Source organism: Candidatus Phyllobacterium onerii (assembly GCF_028331445.1).
GTDB lineage: Bacteria > Pseudomonadota > Alphaproteobacteria > Rhizobiales > Rhizobiaceae > Phyllobacterium > Phyllobacterium onerii.
In genome coordinates this window covers 85,625-99,535 of record NZ_JAQMHX010000005.1, presented here as the reverse complement: position 1 = coordinate 99,535, position 13,911 = coordinate 85,625, and the positions used below count along the sequence as shown (strand labels likewise).

The 13,911-nt window shown below is 55.9% G+C and carries 16 protein-coding genes and 2 tRNA genes; 9 read left to right on the top strand and 9 right to left on the bottom strand.

Annotated elements, in window-relative coordinates:
- Nucleotides 1-90 precede the first annotated feature (90 nt).
- Nucleotides 91-164: transfer RNA gene (locus PHA01_RS13060), tRNA-Cys, on the bottom strand.
- 176 nt (nucleotides 165-340) lie between these two features.
- Nucleotides 341-589, bottom strand: a complete 249-nt coding sequence (locus PHA01_RS13055) for a hypothetical protein (protein ID WP_112530278.1) — start codon at nucleotides 587-589, stop codon at nucleotides 341-343.
- A gap of 238 nt (nucleotides 590-827) precedes the next feature.
- Here PHA01_RS13055 and PHA01_RS13050 point away from each other — a divergent pair.
- From PHA01_RS13050 to PHA01_RS13040, 3 genes are all read left to right on the top strand, one after another.
- A tRNA-Asn gene (locus PHA01_RS13050) sits at nucleotides 828-902 on the top strand.
- A gap of 336 nt (nucleotides 903-1,238) precedes the next feature.
- Nucleotides 1,239-1,715: a hypothetical protein gene (locus tag PHA01_RS13045; protein ID WP_271896151.1), complete on the top strand. Its 477-nt coding sequence runs from the start codon at nucleotides 1,239-1,241 to the stop codon at nucleotides 1,713-1,715.
- A gap of 404 nt (nucleotides 1,716-2,119) precedes the next feature.
- Nucleotides 2,120-2,449, top strand: a complete 330-nt coding sequence (locus PHA01_RS13040; RefSeq protein WP_271896149.1) for a DUF982 domain-containing protein — start codon at nucleotides 2,120-2,122, stop codon at nucleotides 2,447-2,449.
- A gap of 318 nt (nucleotides 2,450-2,767) precedes the next feature.
- Here the strand turns inward: PHA01_RS13040 and PHA01_RS13035 are convergent, their stop codons facing one another.
- Nucleotides 2,768-2,989 (bottom strand): hypothetical protein, encoded by a 222-nt coding sequence (locus tag PHA01_RS13035; protein WP_271896147.1) that lies wholly within the window; start codon nucleotides 2,987-2,989, stop codon nucleotides 2,768-2,770.
- Nucleotides 2,990-3,397: 408 nt separating this feature from the next.
- Between PHA01_RS13035 and PHA01_RS13030 the strand changes: the two genes are divergently transcribed.
- Nucleotides 3,398-3,640 (top strand): hypothetical protein, encoded by a 243-nt coding sequence (locus PHA01_RS13030; RefSeq protein WP_271896145.1) that lies wholly within the window; start codon nucleotides 3,398-3,400, stop codon nucleotides 3,638-3,640.
- Between the two features lie 87 nt (nucleotides 3,641-3,727).
- Here PHA01_RS13030 and PHA01_RS13025 read toward each other — a convergent pair whose 3' ends face one another.
- Entirely contained in the window at nucleotides 3,728-3,934 is a 207-nt protein-coding gene (locus PHA01_RS13025) for a hypothetical protein (RefSeq protein ID WP_112530266.1), read from the bottom strand.
- Nucleotides 3,935-4,057: 123 nt separating this feature from the next.
- Between PHA01_RS13025 and PHA01_RS13020 the strand changes: the two genes are divergently transcribed.
- Nucleotides 4,058-4,366: a DUF6665 family protein gene (locus tag PHA01_RS13020; protein WP_224507013.1), complete on the top strand. Its 309-nt coding sequence runs from the start codon at nucleotides 4,058-4,060 to the stop codon at nucleotides 4,364-4,366.
- Nucleotides 4,367-4,396: 30 nt separating this feature from the next.
- Here PHA01_RS13020 and PHA01_RS13015 read toward each other — a convergent pair whose 3' ends face one another.
- Nucleotides 4,397-4,645, bottom strand: a complete 249-nt coding sequence (locus PHA01_RS13015) for a DUF2171 domain-containing protein (protein ID WP_112530262.1) — start codon at nucleotides 4,643-4,645, stop codon at nucleotides 4,397-4,399.
- 146 nt (nucleotides 4,646-4,791) lie between these two features.
- On the opposite strand from PHA01_RS13015, the gene PHA01_RS13010 reads away from it, so the two are divergent.
- Both PHA01_RS13010 and PHA01_RS13005 read left to right on the top strand, forming a co-directional pair.
- Nucleotides 4,792-6,297 carry an NAD(P)H-hydrate dehydratase gene (locus PHA01_RS13010; protein ID WP_271896141.1) on the top strand — a complete coding sequence of 502 codons (1,506 nt, stop codon included), beginning with the start codon at nucleotides 4,792-4,794 and terminating at the stop codon, nucleotides 6,295-6,297.
- Nucleotides 6,298-6,350: 53 nt separating this feature from the next.
- Nucleotides 6,351-6,758 carry a hypothetical protein gene (locus tag PHA01_RS13005; protein WP_271896139.1) on the top strand — a complete coding sequence of 136 codons (408 nt, stop codon included), beginning with the start codon at nucleotides 6,351-6,353 and terminating at the stop codon, nucleotides 6,756-6,758.
- Between the two features lie 296 nt (nucleotides 6,759-7,054).
- Here PHA01_RS13005 and PHA01_RS13000 read toward each other — a convergent pair whose 3' ends face one another.
- The 4 genes from PHA01_RS13000 to PHA01_RS12985 are packed head-to-tail and all read right to left on the bottom strand — an operon-like array spanning nucleotide 7,055 to nucleotide 11,737.
- Nucleotides 7,055-8,062 (bottom strand): Csu type fimbrial protein, encoded by a 1,008-nt coding sequence (locus PHA01_RS13000; RefSeq protein ID WP_271896136.1) that lies wholly within the window; start codon nucleotides 8,060-8,062, stop codon nucleotides 7,055-7,057.
- Nucleotides 8,059-10,488 (bottom strand): fimbria/pilus outer membrane usher protein, encoded by a 2,430-nt coding sequence (locus tag PHA01_RS12995; protein WP_271896134.1) that lies wholly within the window; start codon nucleotides 10,486-10,488, stop codon nucleotides 8,059-8,061. The genes PHA01_RS13000 and PHA01_RS12995 overlap by 4 nt, the downstream gene beginning before the upstream one ends.
- Nucleotides 10,475-11,191 carry a fimbrial biogenesis chaperone gene (locus PHA01_RS12990; RefSeq protein WP_271896132.1) on the bottom strand — a complete coding sequence of 239 codons (717 nt, stop codon included), beginning with the start codon at nucleotides 11,189-11,191 and terminating at the stop codon, nucleotides 10,475-10,477. The genes PHA01_RS12995 and PHA01_RS12990 overlap by 14 nt, the downstream gene beginning before the upstream one ends.
- A 27-nt stretch (nucleotides 11,192-11,218) precedes the next feature.
- Nucleotides 11,219-11,737, bottom strand: a complete 519-nt coding sequence (locus tag PHA01_RS12985) for a Csu type fimbrial protein (protein ID WP_271896130.1) — start codon at nucleotides 11,735-11,737, stop codon at nucleotides 11,219-11,221.
- 456 nt (nucleotides 11,738-12,193) lie between these two features.
- On the opposite strand from PHA01_RS12985, the gene PHA01_RS12980 reads away from it, so the two are divergent.
- Both PHA01_RS12980 and PHA01_RS12975 read left to right on the top strand, forming a co-directional pair.
- On the top strand, nucleotides 12,194-13,450 hold the full coding sequence (locus PHA01_RS12980) for an SAM-dependent methyltransferase (protein ID WP_271896128.1): 1,257 nt from the start codon (nucleotides 12,194-12,196) through the stop codon (nucleotides 13,448-13,450).
- On the top strand, nucleotides 13,447-13,803 hold the full coding sequence (locus PHA01_RS12975; RefSeq protein WP_114428936.1) for a hypothetical protein: 357 nt from the start codon (nucleotides 13,447-13,449) through the stop codon (nucleotides 13,801-13,803). Before PHA01_RS12980 ends, PHA01_RS12975 begins: the two co-directional genes overlap by 4 nt.
- Nucleotides 13,804-13,911 lie beyond the last annotated feature (108 nt).

The window sequence follows — 13,911 nt, the reverse complement described above, 5'->3', positions numbered from 1 at the left end:
CTTATATGTATGAACTGGGGTGGGATTCCGCTCTGTCCCGCCTCAAAAATTAGATAGATAAATCAAGGAGTATGGGTGAAAAAGGTTTGTTGGAGGCCTCGCCCGGAATCGAACCGGGGTGCAAGGATTTGCAGTCCTCTGCGTAACCACTCCGCCACGAGGCCTCAACATCAAAATAGCTAATGAAATTAACTACTTATGGAAGTGACGAAATTTCATTCCGAACTGCGTCACTTGCGGCATTCCGAATAGCCGTTTTTGTTTTGTGCCGCAATACGTAAAATGAGAAGCCACAAACAATCCTAACTGTCGCGATGTCACTTGTGCGGAACAGAACTCTTCAGCCTTTGTCCTTGTCCGATGCGAACCAGCCGCTTTTCCAGCGACGGCCGAGCTTCACTTCGATCTGACGGCGTTTACGCCGTACCAGCGCCGAATCCTGTGAAAGGACGACCAGACCGAGCGGGACCATCCAGAAACCGAGAACAGGCAGGAAACCGAGCGCACCGCCGGCAACCAGGGCGCCGCCAAGCGTGCGACGCATCGCCACCGATTGTGGAACAGGTATGTGGCGGCCAAAAATGCGCATATGCCGGCGCTTCCTGTGGCCGTGATGCGAGGAATTCGCCTGGTTTTCCTTATCTTTCGGGTCTTCAGACAAAAATCTTCTCTTTCGATTAAACCATATCCAGAGCCGGATGTAGGAACGCCTTCGCCCCATGTCATCATTCTGTTATGCACATAAGTCGAAAAAAAAGCGAAATGGTCCTTTGCAAAAGCGAAACCCTTTTGCTATAGGCCACTTCGCTGATGAAATAAGCAGCTATTCCCCGGTAGCTCAGTGGTAGAGCAATCGGCTGTTAACCGATCGGTCGCTGGTTCGAATCCGGCCCGGGGAGCCAGTCAAATCAAAGGCTTAGCGAGAAATCGCTGAGCCTTTTGCTTTTCAAGGCCTCCTGGGGCAACGTTTGGGGCAACATTGTAACAAACCCGAATGCATCCTCACTGATCACGGAGCATGGCGACAGGCTACATTATTATCTGAGAATGAAGCATCGCAGGCTTCTGGGACATTCCCTACACATCAGCCGCGCCATGAGAGGGTTGCTGTTCCCACGGAGGCGATACCGCGACGCTCATGCCATGGAACCACAGGCCTGAACGGCCTCAGTTGGGCTCACCAATTAATCAGACATTTACAGGTTCTGGTCTCAATGCTTCCTAACCGGGAGACAATCATGAAGTCCACAATCGCCTTGCTTTTCCTTATCCTATTGACAGCTTGCCAGACAGCACAAGGAACCAATTCAAGGTTCGCGCTGTCGAACACAAACGGCCCCGCCTTTATGGTTACGGGGAGTTCGGCGGAATCCTCCCAGCAATTCAAGAAGGAAATGACGTACACGGCTCTTAAGGAAGGGCAAAGACGGGGCTACCCGGTTCTTGCGCTTGTCAGCAACTCGCCCTTAAGGACGGAAAACGGTTTGCATAGGATGACCGCCTCGTACATGGGGTTAGATAGTTTCGCTGAAGCCGGAAAGAGGCAGGCGCTTGACGTGAACTCATATATTGAAACAAATAACGTTTCTGATCGCAGGCAAACAACAAATCCGAGCAAATACGGTGGTGGTCTGTTCTACCCGACCACCGCGGAGGGACGCGCCGCCGATGCGGCGTTGAAGGGTTTATCCGAAGCTTTGTGGGGCCCACATTAATACCGGTGGCATAACCGTCCTTGCGAGATCGCCCCCAATAAGCCGTTGAACCACGCAGCCTGAACAGCCTGTCAGACGATGCGGGCCGCTCAACTACCAAAACCACGGGTAGGAACGACCAGTGGAAGCCGGGCACCGCCTCTGGTTACGGATTTGCGTTCGGCGTTGTTTGGCTGGTACTCTGTCCTTGGTTGCGTGAGCACAGGGCGATATGCTGGCTGACACAGGGCGCGATATGGGGAATGGCAAAAACCTTCAGAGCTATTTGAAAATGAAGCACCGACGGCGTTTGCGAAATTCCCTGAGACGGATCAGTCGGGCGATGAAAAAATTGCTGCCCAAGCGAGGGCGGAATCGTCCTGATTGGTACCAAGTGACTATCGAGATCTACGGAACCGAGTCCCTTGGTTCTCCGTTCGGGTCCGATGGATGATCGACTGTTCAACCCTGTGAGGATCATGACCAGCCAGCCTGGCAGGATGCGCGTGATCACCTCCGCATTGCGTGCTGCCGAGTGCATCCTGAATGATTGGCCAATTGAGCAGGGAGCGAAGCTTTCCGTCGCGAGGGAAGCTCTCCTGGCCTGTCTTGAACGCAAGCTCTCCCCCGGAGCCGCACGCGTCGCTTTCATCGAAGCGGCAAAAGAAGCTGGCAACTATGTCGATGAACCAACGCGATTGCCGCCGGCAGGAAGAGTGAAGAAGTCGCATAGGGCAAGGCGGCGGCTTTCATAGAGAAAACGGGCAACTTTCCATTGGCCACCAGCGTTGTATAATATTGGAAGTTTGGGAAGGAGTGACCACCATGGGAGCATCATCACAACACTTTGTCCGGAGAATGCCAACGGCGCCGGGCCATCTTATGGATGCGAGCAAGCAACACATGCCCAAGACCAGGCATGAACCGGAAAGGTTATCCGACGTGCTAAAACGCTCGAAGGGTGCTTACTCCATCAAGAAACACACCGCCTTCAGTAAGGTAAAGGTCGTAAAAACTCCGGACTTGTAATCCTCCGGACGATACGCTTTCCGATGATGGGTGCGACGAGCTCCTCAACAGGAGCCCGCACCGGCCTCGCGAGCCTTGTCCTCGACTAAAGCATCGATCGCGCGCTGAACCTCCAGCAGTCCCCATCCGGCAGCAAGCGCCTCCTGTGCGATGGCGTACATCTCGTTCGATGAAACCTTGTCAAGGAACTGATCGCGCATCGCCTCGCGCCATTCTGCTTCGCGCTGTTCATCGTCTTCGGCAGATCGCGGGGATGCAATACGCATGGCACTCACTCCTACGGAAAATGCATGGTAGCGAATCACTTCTGAAAACGCAAAGACTGTCAAGTCCGGGAGCTCAGGATATCGTTGGCATATCTTTATCGAACGGCATGGCGTGCAGCTTGGCAAAGCAATAGATTTGCGGGTAAACGCCACAGGATAAACCTCGCCCGCTCCACACCGATCGGATTTTCACCAATGAACATGCTGGAACCTTTTTGTCGTGCATTTGTTGAACAATCACAGCGACTGATTAACAGCAGTCGGGAGGACTCAGAATGTCAATGAAATCACTTGTAATCGCTGCCGTAGTCGGCCTGACCGGTTTAGCGGCTTCCGGGTGCGTCGAAACCACCGGTCCCTACTATGGCGGATACAGTGGATATGGCGGCTATTACGGAACCACCATTTATGACGACGGATATTATAACGGACCTCGCTATTACAACAACAGGTCCCGTTACTACAATAACCGCCGTTATGATGGAAACCGCGATGACTGGCGCCGTCGCCATGACAATTCAGGCAGCCGTGACGATTGGCGTCGCAGGCAAGAAGCCCGAGCAGACCGTCCCGATACGCCGCGCCCTGCAAGGCCGTCACGAAATGACAGTCGGCCGCCAAGCCAGCCCGATATATACGTTCCTCCAGTGAGCAGACCTGGCGGATATATGGGTAATCAGCAACGCTAGTTGAAACGATAGGTGGGCGCCGTAAAAAAACGACGCCCAAATTGTTTCTTCAAACATGCTTGGGCGGTTCTCTCACCTCGTCGGGGTTGGGCACCGGCATTTCGTCAGGCAAACGATCGGGTGGTGGTTCCTCCACCGGAATTTCGCTTGGCGGACCAGGTTCTGGCGGCAGTTCTTCGGGCCGCGGCGCGGGGCCGGGATCGGTTGGCCGGTTCGTATCTGGTCCTGGCTTCGGAATTGGTGCTGGATCACCCATATCGTACCTCCTTCGTATCAAAGGTAATCCCGCGCGTCCGCTAATGTTCCGCTGCTTCTTGCGCGCACAAAGGCTTTATGCTCGAATCGGCACCATCCCGTAGCCAAAAATTGATAGTTCGCCATGTCATTCAGACCGCCGCAAAGCATCGCCGCCAGGTTCGACCGGGACAGCCCGCCAAACGCCCTTGATATGGAAATCATGGCGGAAATGGCCGCCGCGCTTGGCCGTGCTGGAGAAAAGGTCGAACAGACATTGGAAAAGCTCCACGCAGCACCGGAGTCCGGGCGACTTCCCGAGCTCAAAGCGGCAGCGCGCGCCGTCCACGCCTATTTCATCCAGCGCGAACTATGCGGCCTGCGCAATCACGACGACGCGATCCGCCACTACGGCATTCCGCGCGCGGTGCTGGTACGGTTGGGTGCCGTCTGACAGGCCTGAAGAGCTCTTCAGGCGGTAAGTTTACTTTTCGGATTTCTCTTCTTCAAACATCACTGCCACATCAGAATTGGCCGACAGCCGAACCTTGTTGCCTTCCACTTCCGCGACCAGCGACGTTGAAATGTAATGGTGATGGCCCTTGTGCGATCCCTCCCCGCTATCCTTTTTCGTCAATTTGATGCGCGCTCCATCCACATGGTCCACCGTGCCGACATGGACGCCGTCCGCTCCGATGACTTCCATATGTTCTTTGATGCCTGTTACAGCCATGACTTACCTCCGAAAGTTGCACGACAGGAACGCGCGAAATGAACTTTGGATGCATTGCTGCGTTGAAGGGTTACGCGGCAGTTGCGAAACCTTTACCTTGATCGCAGAAATTCCTTTTCGATCATATGAATAGGTCCTGATCCTAGATGACCCACGAAATTTTGACGCCCGGAGAGATGGGTGAAGCGGACAGGCGGACGATCGCGGCCGGTCCTTGCGATGGTTACGGCCTGATGCTGAATGCCGGGGCTGCCATTGCTCGCCATCTTCTTGCGAACCATGGCGACGCGACCGGATTTCACGTGCTGTGCGGACCTGGGAACAATGGCGGTGATGGCTATGTGATTGCGCGCCTGCTCGCCGAGAGCGGTGCGACGGTAGACGTCTGGTCAGCCGGCGCACCAAAGCCGCAGACTGACGCCGCACGAGCATTTCAGGACTGTCCGCTCCAGCCGCGGCCTATCGGGGAATTTCGGCCGAACTCCGGCAGTCTTGTTGTCGATGCGCTGTTTGGCGCAGGATTGAACAAAGAGATCACAGGCGAAGCGGCGGGCGCGATCGGGCATGCCAACGAAGCCTCGGTAAAGCGTGTTGCTGTAGATGTGCCTTCGGGGCTTGATGGCTTGACCGGCCAGCCGCTCGGTCCGGTCTTCCAGGCGACAAGCACAATCACTTTTTTTCGCAAGAAACCTGGCCACCTGCTGTATCCGGGGCGGCATCTGTGTGGCGCGTTGATCGTGGCGGATATCGGCATAAGCAAGGACGTCCTGTCAGACATCCAACCACGCTGTTTTGAGAACACGCCTGAGCTTTGGCGAGGCTTGCTTCCGGCGCCGGAAACCGACACCCACAAATACAAGCGCGGTCACGTCGCGGTATTTTCCGGCGGTGCGACCGCAACAGGCGCCGCGCGGCTCGCGGCGTTGGCGGCAGCAAGAAGCGGCGCTGGCGCAGTGACGCTTCTCTCGCCGGGGGAAGCGCTAGGCGTCAACGCCGCCCACCTCACCTCGATCATGCTCAGCCGCTGCGACCACCCGGAAGATTTGCGATCTTTCATCGAAACACGGAAGGCCTCAAGCTTCGTGCTCGGACCGGGTTTCGGTATTGGTGAAAAAGCCCGCGAATTTGCCCTCGCCCTGCTGCGGAACCAGGCTGCGAAACTGGTCTTTGATGCGGACGCGATCACATCGTTTCGCGATCATCCCGACATCCTTTTCAACGCCTCACGCAGCGCACCGGAAGTCCGTCTGGTGCTGACACCGCATGACGGTGAGTTCAGGCGCCTGTTTCCCGATATTGACGAGAAGGACCTGCCTTCAAAGGTCGAACGGGCCCGTGCCGCCGCTGCCCATTCCCATGCGATCGTCATCTACAAGGGCGCCGACACTGTTATCGCATCGCCTGATGGACGCGCTGCAATCAATACCAATGGAACGCCGCTTTTGGCCACCGCAGGTTCGGGCGATGTTCTCGCAGGTCTTGCCGCAGGTCTGATGGCGCAGGGCATGCCTGCATTTGAGGCCGCCTGTGCGGCGGTCTTCATTCACGGCGCGGCGGCACGCAGGCTGCGTTTCGGCCTGATTGCCGAGGATCTTCCTGCAGCAACGGCCTTCGTTCTTTCAGATTTGTTGGGGAATTTGGTTCAGGAGTGATGTCACGGATTTCAGCAACCGCAGATTGATAGATCGATATTGAGGAGATGGACATGAGAGTTTTTTTTCGAATGATTGCCCCGATGTTACTGGCTGGATTGGCAGGATGCGCCGCAATTTCATACGCCAAAGATAATTATGCGGGAATTTCACCCCAGCAGTACAAAGCGGCCAATGGCGACAGATACACCATCTATGACAATATCGCGCAAAGCCGGCTAATGATCGGACCGGCAGGCAGCGCGTCTGCAACTGAAGGGTTCGTCAAAGGTCTTGGTCTGAGTTCCACACCTCCCGTGGTGTACCGCGATGCTGCCGAGCAATATTTGCGGTCTACCGAGCGCAACTGCACTGCGCAGGATGTCACACTTATCCTCGATCCGCGCTATGAGGTGCGCTATCGCTGCGACCGTACACGCGGACCGTCCGATGTGCTGCTTGGCCCGGCGCGACCCGGATAGTTTGGATTTGTCGTGATCCATTAACCCTGTCTTTACCTTGATCATTCACCTTGTTCTCAAGCGCGATTTGTACGGCGTACGCGCTTCCATATTTCTGCCATGCGTCATCATTCCGTCGTAATGGCCAGCTATTAGTTGCATATAGCGAATAGCTTATTTCCATTTTTGACCACGGATGTACTGGCACTGGTGTAGAGGTAAGCTTAGGAAGGTCGGGTAGCTCCCGGCCTTTTGCTTTTTCATCGCCGCAGTTCGATACCTCAAACGCGCCGGTCGCCTGCGTATCGTCGTGTACATCAATTATACTCGAGCGTAACGACCACGTTGTCCGTATAGGTTCCCGGCGAAGGGGTCGCCTGCTTAGGGACGCGGGCATAGATCGGAATTACCCTTTTTTTGCCTTCGCCTTGCTGATCTTTCAAAAAACCTGTCGTTGCGTTGTCGCCCCAAGGCTGGAGTCGTTTGTCGTCGCTGTAGAGATTGTAGCTGATCTTCTCATTGCCATTCGCCATGTTCCGGGTCTTGTTAACGTCGCCCTGACCGCCCCATCCGAGTTTGACGGCATATTTCGTGCTTGCGTCGCAATTCACCGTCACGGCACCCTGCTGATCGCGGGGCTGGTCCAGATCTTGCCAATTTCCGAAGTCGATATGCTGACTGACGTCCAATGCACAAAATGGCTTGACGTGAACGCGGACCTGCATGGTGGCGGTTACAGTGTCGCCCCCGGTAAAACTGCAGCCGGAAGGAAAAAACCATCCGGGAAATAGGAATCCCCCGACTGGAATGTAACGGAATTTAGCCTGCACAGTATCCGTATAGACCCCCTCCTCGATGCCCTTCGTGTCCAGGATCGAACCATATATGGGGAAGGATGAACTGGAGGGTACCCATTCATTTATTTTGACGAAATTGAATGGCAACACCATCTCATTGGAAACCTCGGTGCCAGCCGTGTAGGGAAAAGCTTTATTGGCCCCCCCGGCCAGCTGATAACCGATTTTCTTGCCATTGGGTCCGCTCATGTAACGGGTCGTTGAACTGCCAGTCGTGCCGGCGTCCAGCGACATGCAAACACGAACTGGTTGTTGAAAGAAGCCTAGGACACTTATAAGGACGTAGCTGCTGCAATCGACATCTATCTGCATTTTCTGCTCGCTGGTCCTGCTGAGAAGAGGATCCATGCTGAACTCCAGAACGCCGGACCTGTCGAACGTGCATTTCAATTGATTGGCTGCCGACGCGGTTCCCGCTGCCAGCAACAGTACGAACAAGCACATCAACGGCAGCAGAAAACGTTTCATTGACACACCACATTCTTGATTGCGACCTGGGTTCCCGGCTGCGGGCTATAGGCGAACGCCGCATGGCAGGTCTGACCATTGACGAATTCCACGCTCACATTGTTGTTGCGCGACAGCCCCTCGATAAAGGCCTCGCCATCATAACCAACGACGAATGTCGCATCCGACCCATCGATCCGGCCGAGGAGCCCGGCGTCAAGCGGCTTGCCGCCCGCATCAGTCAGCCCGACCAGCGCCGCGGCCGCGGCTTCCTTGACGTGGAAGTCGACGACGACACCGCCACTATTGGCCGGCACCACCACTGTGCGCGTATCGCGCACCACGGCATCGACTGGCAGGTTTTGCGGGTCGATATCGATCTGGTTCGGGTCCCAGGAATTGAGATCCGGCACGATCAGCCGCCCGCTGCTGTTGGTGTATCCAACCACATTGTTGCGCGACCTGACCTCGACATTGGCCGCGCCAACGTTCACGACGGCGAAGGCATCATCGATGCGGTTTGTGGCGAAGACGCCGCCGCCGGCAACGGCAATGGCGCCGTCCAGCGAGCCGCTGGCCCGTACCGCATCGCCATATTGCTGGACCCAGCCGTCGACGCGCGCATACTTGCTGCGATAATTGCCGCCAACCGAGCGGTTTGCTGTCTTGCCTTCGCTGGTGCGCACGTTCCAGCCGTAGCTTCCCTCCTCGCGGGTCGCCGACTTTGAAACTTCGGCGAAGCCGGCAATGTCTTTGCCGTTCTGATCGACACCGGTCGAGCCATAAATATCATTGTCGAAGGATACGGAGAGGCCAGCATAGACGCCGAAACTGTCGCTGTCGTCGAGATCCTTGAAGGCGGAGGCGTAGAACGAAGCGTTCTTCCACAGCGAAGTGCTATAGGACGTGCTGGCGGTACGGGTTTTGTCGCCACCATCCGTTTCGATCTGGGTAAAGGACAGGTTGATGTTGGAGCGGCTGAACAGCGTCGGCAGGCTCAGGCTCACCTGGTCCACCGCGCGCGGCATGCGAGCCGAGAAAGTACGCGAACCTGGATAGTAGTAGTTATATTGTTCGCGAATGCGCTCATTGTCGGCACTCACCGAAGCGATGTCGTCATAATTGCCGTAGCTGCGCTGCATGCGGCCATAAAGCGAAAAATCATCGTAGCGCAATTCGAGCGAGCCGTTGAGCAGCGTGCCGGTTTGCCCATCGTGCTGGCTGCCGGCGGCGGCAAGCGATGTCGCGCCCCAGCGGCCGAGCGGAAAAGTCACGCCAATGCCGCCGTTCAGGAGATCGGCGCCGCCCTCGACATGTCCCTCCAGCGTCAGCCAGTTGGTCAGGCCATAACGCATGGTCGCGGTGCCGAAAACATCGCTGGCATAGTCATTGGATTCACTGCCGTAGTTACGGCGCGGAAAGCCGACCTCCGCCGAGAAATCAATCAATCCCTTGGCGAGCTGTTCGCTCGATGTGTAGAAGGGCAAAGTGGTCCTCGTCTCGCGGCCGAGCGTGTCGCGGATGACGACCTGTGCCTCGCCGGAACCAGTAATGACTGGAAGGTTGGCGAGTTCGAACGGACCTGCCGGAATGTCGGACGTATAGGTCTTTACATTTTGCGAATAGACTTCAAGGGTCGAAGGCACGGCGGCCGAGCCCGAGACGACCGGCATGGGCAGCGTCACCAGATCGGAGCGCAAGGCAAAGTTGCGTTCCACCTGCATGCCGCCGAGATAGACCGAGCGGGTCCATGGCAGGCTGCGGCTGACGAAATCGCCGGCATTGTAGGTTATCATCCGTTCCGGGTCGGAATAGTTCCACGTCGTGTTGAGACGCTTGAAGCCTTGGAGTTCGCCGTCGGAAAGACTGGCCGTAAACGATTGATTGACCGTGCCTAACGGGCTGAAAAACCTGGCGTCGAAGCCGCCGGAAATACCCTGAAACGGCTTGATATCCGCATCGGTCAGATCGTTTGAGCTTGAATAGAGCGTATAATTGAGTACCGCGCCCGTGCTTGATGTCGGCTTAGGACGCTCGCGTTCGCTGCGCTCGGCATCGAGATCGATCTTGCGCGGCACACGCGCCGCATCTGTGGCGACAACATAAATGCTCTGCGTTTCCGGCACCACATGATATTCGATGCCGGGCAGATCGTTGAGGTGGATTGACCCGTCCCGCCTGATCGCTCCCTTGAGCGGCTTGATGCCGACCTCTTCCAGCTCATCGGGCTTCGCCGTCAGACTGCCGTCCGGCAATTGTTCGAACGTGCCGACAAAATCCGTGTTCACGTCATTGATGAAAACGGCAAGCTGCAGCCCTTGCGCGCCGCGGGCTTCGGTTGCTGCGGTGACATGTGGATCAGTGGGCGGCAGCTCTTGCGCCTGCCCTGCCCCGACGAGACTGACAGAAAGGCACAGGGCTAACCAGCCGCGGCTAATTGCTGACATCGACATTGGCTTCTACCGGCCCTTTGTCAGTCTCAAGCTTCAGGATAGCGGGACCGGCAGCCAGGCCCTTTGCATTACCGAGCTCGAACTGTGCCGAGCCGCCGGCGGTTACATAGCCTGCAACATCTTTCTTGATGGCAATGATCCTGCTGTTCTGCAGCAGCTGAACATCCTTCACGCGCAGCTTCGTCGCGCCGGTATTGGTTCCCGACAGGAGATAGCCGCCATTGCCTCGCCGGATATTCCAGGTCACCTGCCCCGCTGGCGTCTCGGCAGCCCTGAAGAACACGGGCAGCGAGAACCGCACCGTGAAATTGACGTTGCCATTCTTCATCTGCGAAGGATCCGGCAACTCATCGACCAGAACGCGGTAGCTTTCCTCGATGGCGACCGGCTTCTTGCTCACGCGTACGACGCGTAAGGTATATTGATTGTTTGCCCCAACCTGCGCGACCGGCGGGCTTGCGACCACGTCGGTTGTCGGATCGAGCCTTTCGATACCCATGACCTGGCTCCAGCGGAACACCCGCACCTGGACCTTCACAGGCTTGTTGTCGCCATTCCTGAGCGTGATGACACCGGCAGTTTCCGGCAGCACCTTTTCCAGACGGGTGGGTGAAACCTGCAGGGAGGACGCACCGGCAACACTGGTTTGCAACGCGCACAGGCCAAGAAGGCCCATGCCGTATAACAAGGATCGCATGGCGTCCTCCTGTGATGTGCAGATTGGTTAGTTTGCTGTAACGGTTATCGCGACAGTATCCGTGTAGACACCGGCAACCGGAATTGCTTTCGACGCGGGCACTCTACCGAATATATTCACTTTCGTGAGGACACCAGGAGCTGTCGCCGGCGTAGTAGCTGGATAATCCTTCAAATCCCACACGGTTCCTCTGCCAGCATCGGTGTAGAGGTTATAAGCAATCTTATTGGGGCCGCTGGTCAGTTTACGGTCGTTGACAGTGGTGCCGCCGCCCGATCCATTACCGAGACCAACCCTGAATCCTTTGTCACCCGTGCATGCGACATCGAAACTTGCTGATTCATCGATATTCTGACTCAGCGTCGTCCAGGTGCCAAAATCCAGCGAAATATCGGTATTGTTCGAGAAAACACTGCAGCCATCGACAATAGTAAGCTTCACGTTGAGCGTGCCGGTTTTGGATGCAGCAAATGCAGAACCGGTGAGACCGAATGAGGCCGCAAGGACAGCGGCGCATGCGATGCGTATGGGGAAACGAGGTGTCATTAAAAAATTCCTTGATTAATTGATCACATAAAAATGACCCCTACTAATTGGGAGGGGCGTTTGGTTAACATGAGGTGAAGCATGTTTCAGGTCAAGAAGCGTCCCGGTCAAAATGCGAAGTAAGTCCAATTTTGTTGAAAATCATCTGGCGCCTGTTACCAAATAAACACATAACAACTTCTACGTGTTTCTGGATATTATACTTTAGTCTATTGTCCAAAACGTTTTATGCGAGTCTCCATTACCACACTTATGGCCGCCGCCGGATCGACGCTTGATGGGGATCAAAAAATCAAGTGGCGGTTTCACCCTGTTGCGTGGCCCATGTTCAACTACCAATTGCGAATCCGGGATGCTTTGTTATCGTTGTTCGAAACCGCCGCTCTGCAAAAATCAACTTGAACATTTGTGACATTCCCGTGAATAATGCCTGTGGGATGCGGGACAGTTAAACAGATGCTGAATAAGACGATACTCGGGGATGCGGTGACCCAGACAAGATTTCTGACACCGGAAAATGTCAGCGCGGTGCTGAAAGGCCTGCCGCTCAAGGCACAGGCGGCCTTGCGCGCTGCGGCGCACCTGCCGCGCGGCACCTTGACCATCACCACGCCCGACCGAAACGTCTTCAAGGTGGGTGGGCGCCAGCAAGGCCCCGATGCCTCGGTTGTACTCCACAACTGGAACTTGCCGCGCAGAGCCTTTGCCGGCGGCACCATCGGCGTTGCCGAATCCTATATGGACGGCGATTGGGACAGCCCCGATGTAACCACGTTCCTCGAGCTCTTCGTCGTCAATGAAGAGGTGGGTGAAGACCTTGCCGGCGGCTCCAACTGGTTTATCAACGCCGTACAGCGCCTGCGCCACTGGCTCAATGACAATACGAGGGGCAGGTCGCGCAAGAATATCTCGGCACATTACGATCTCGGCAATGCTTTCTACAGAGAATGGCTCGATCCGACGATGACCTATTCCTCGGCGCTCTTCGCTGAAGGCGTCAATGATCTCGAAGCAGCCCAGACCGCCAAATATAGAGCGCTCGCCAACAATATCGGCATCACCGCCGGATCGCGGGTACTGGAGATCGGTTGCGGCTGGGGCGGCTTTGCCGAATATGCCGCGCGTGAGATCGGCGCACATGTCACCGGGCTGACCATCAGCCGCGAGCAATTCGACTATGCGACGCAGCGCATCGCAAAGGCCGGGCTTTCCGGCATGGCCGAAATCAAATTTCAGGATTACCGCGACGAGACCGGCAAATATGATCATATCGCCTCGATCGAGATGTTCGAAGCGGTTGGGGAGAAATACTGGCCGGTGTTCTTCGGCAAGGTCAAGGATTGCCTCAATCCGGGCGGCAGTGCCGGCATGCAGATCATCACCATTAATGACAAGAGCTTCGATCGCTATCGGAAACGGCCGGATTTCATCCAGCGCTATGTCTTCCCGGGCGGAATGCTGCCGACACCGGAGAGGCTGAAAAGCCTGGGCAAGGAGTTCGGCTTGGACCTCTACCGCGAAAATATCTTCCCGCAGGATTATGCCCGCACACTGGCCGAATGGCGCGAGCGCTTCTGGGGTTCGTGGGACCAGCTGCGCAATCTCGGCTTCGATGGTCGCTTCAAAAAGCTCTGGGAGTTCTACCTGTTTTACTGCGAGGCGGGGTTTCGTTCCGAATATATCGACGTGCGGCAGGTGTTTTACAAATCATGACCAATTCGCTCGATGAATCATTTGAGCGTATCTGGACAATCGCCGAATCGCTGCACCTGCCTGAGCTTGTGCGCAGCACGACCCATGGCACACCCTCGCTGAAGGTTAAGACCTCGTTCATCGGGCGTATGAAAGATTGGGAGACCTTTGCAATCCATTGCCCGCTGGAGGAGAAACCGCTGCTGATGGAGAGCGTTCCGAATATCTATTTCGAGACCGACCACTACAAAGGCTGGCCCTACATCCTCATGCATCTGGAGGCTGTTTCCGACGCGGAACTTGGCCATCGGATCAAACTTGCCTGGCATGCCAAGGCGCCGGCGAAGGTCAAAAAAACGCTCGCAGCGGGGTGAAGGTCGCGGGAAACCGGTTTGAGAACGACTAAACCAAATCCAGAATATTTTTTACGCAGAAAAGTCCCGAACTCACGCAAGAAACTGCGATTCCTACATAAGAAACTG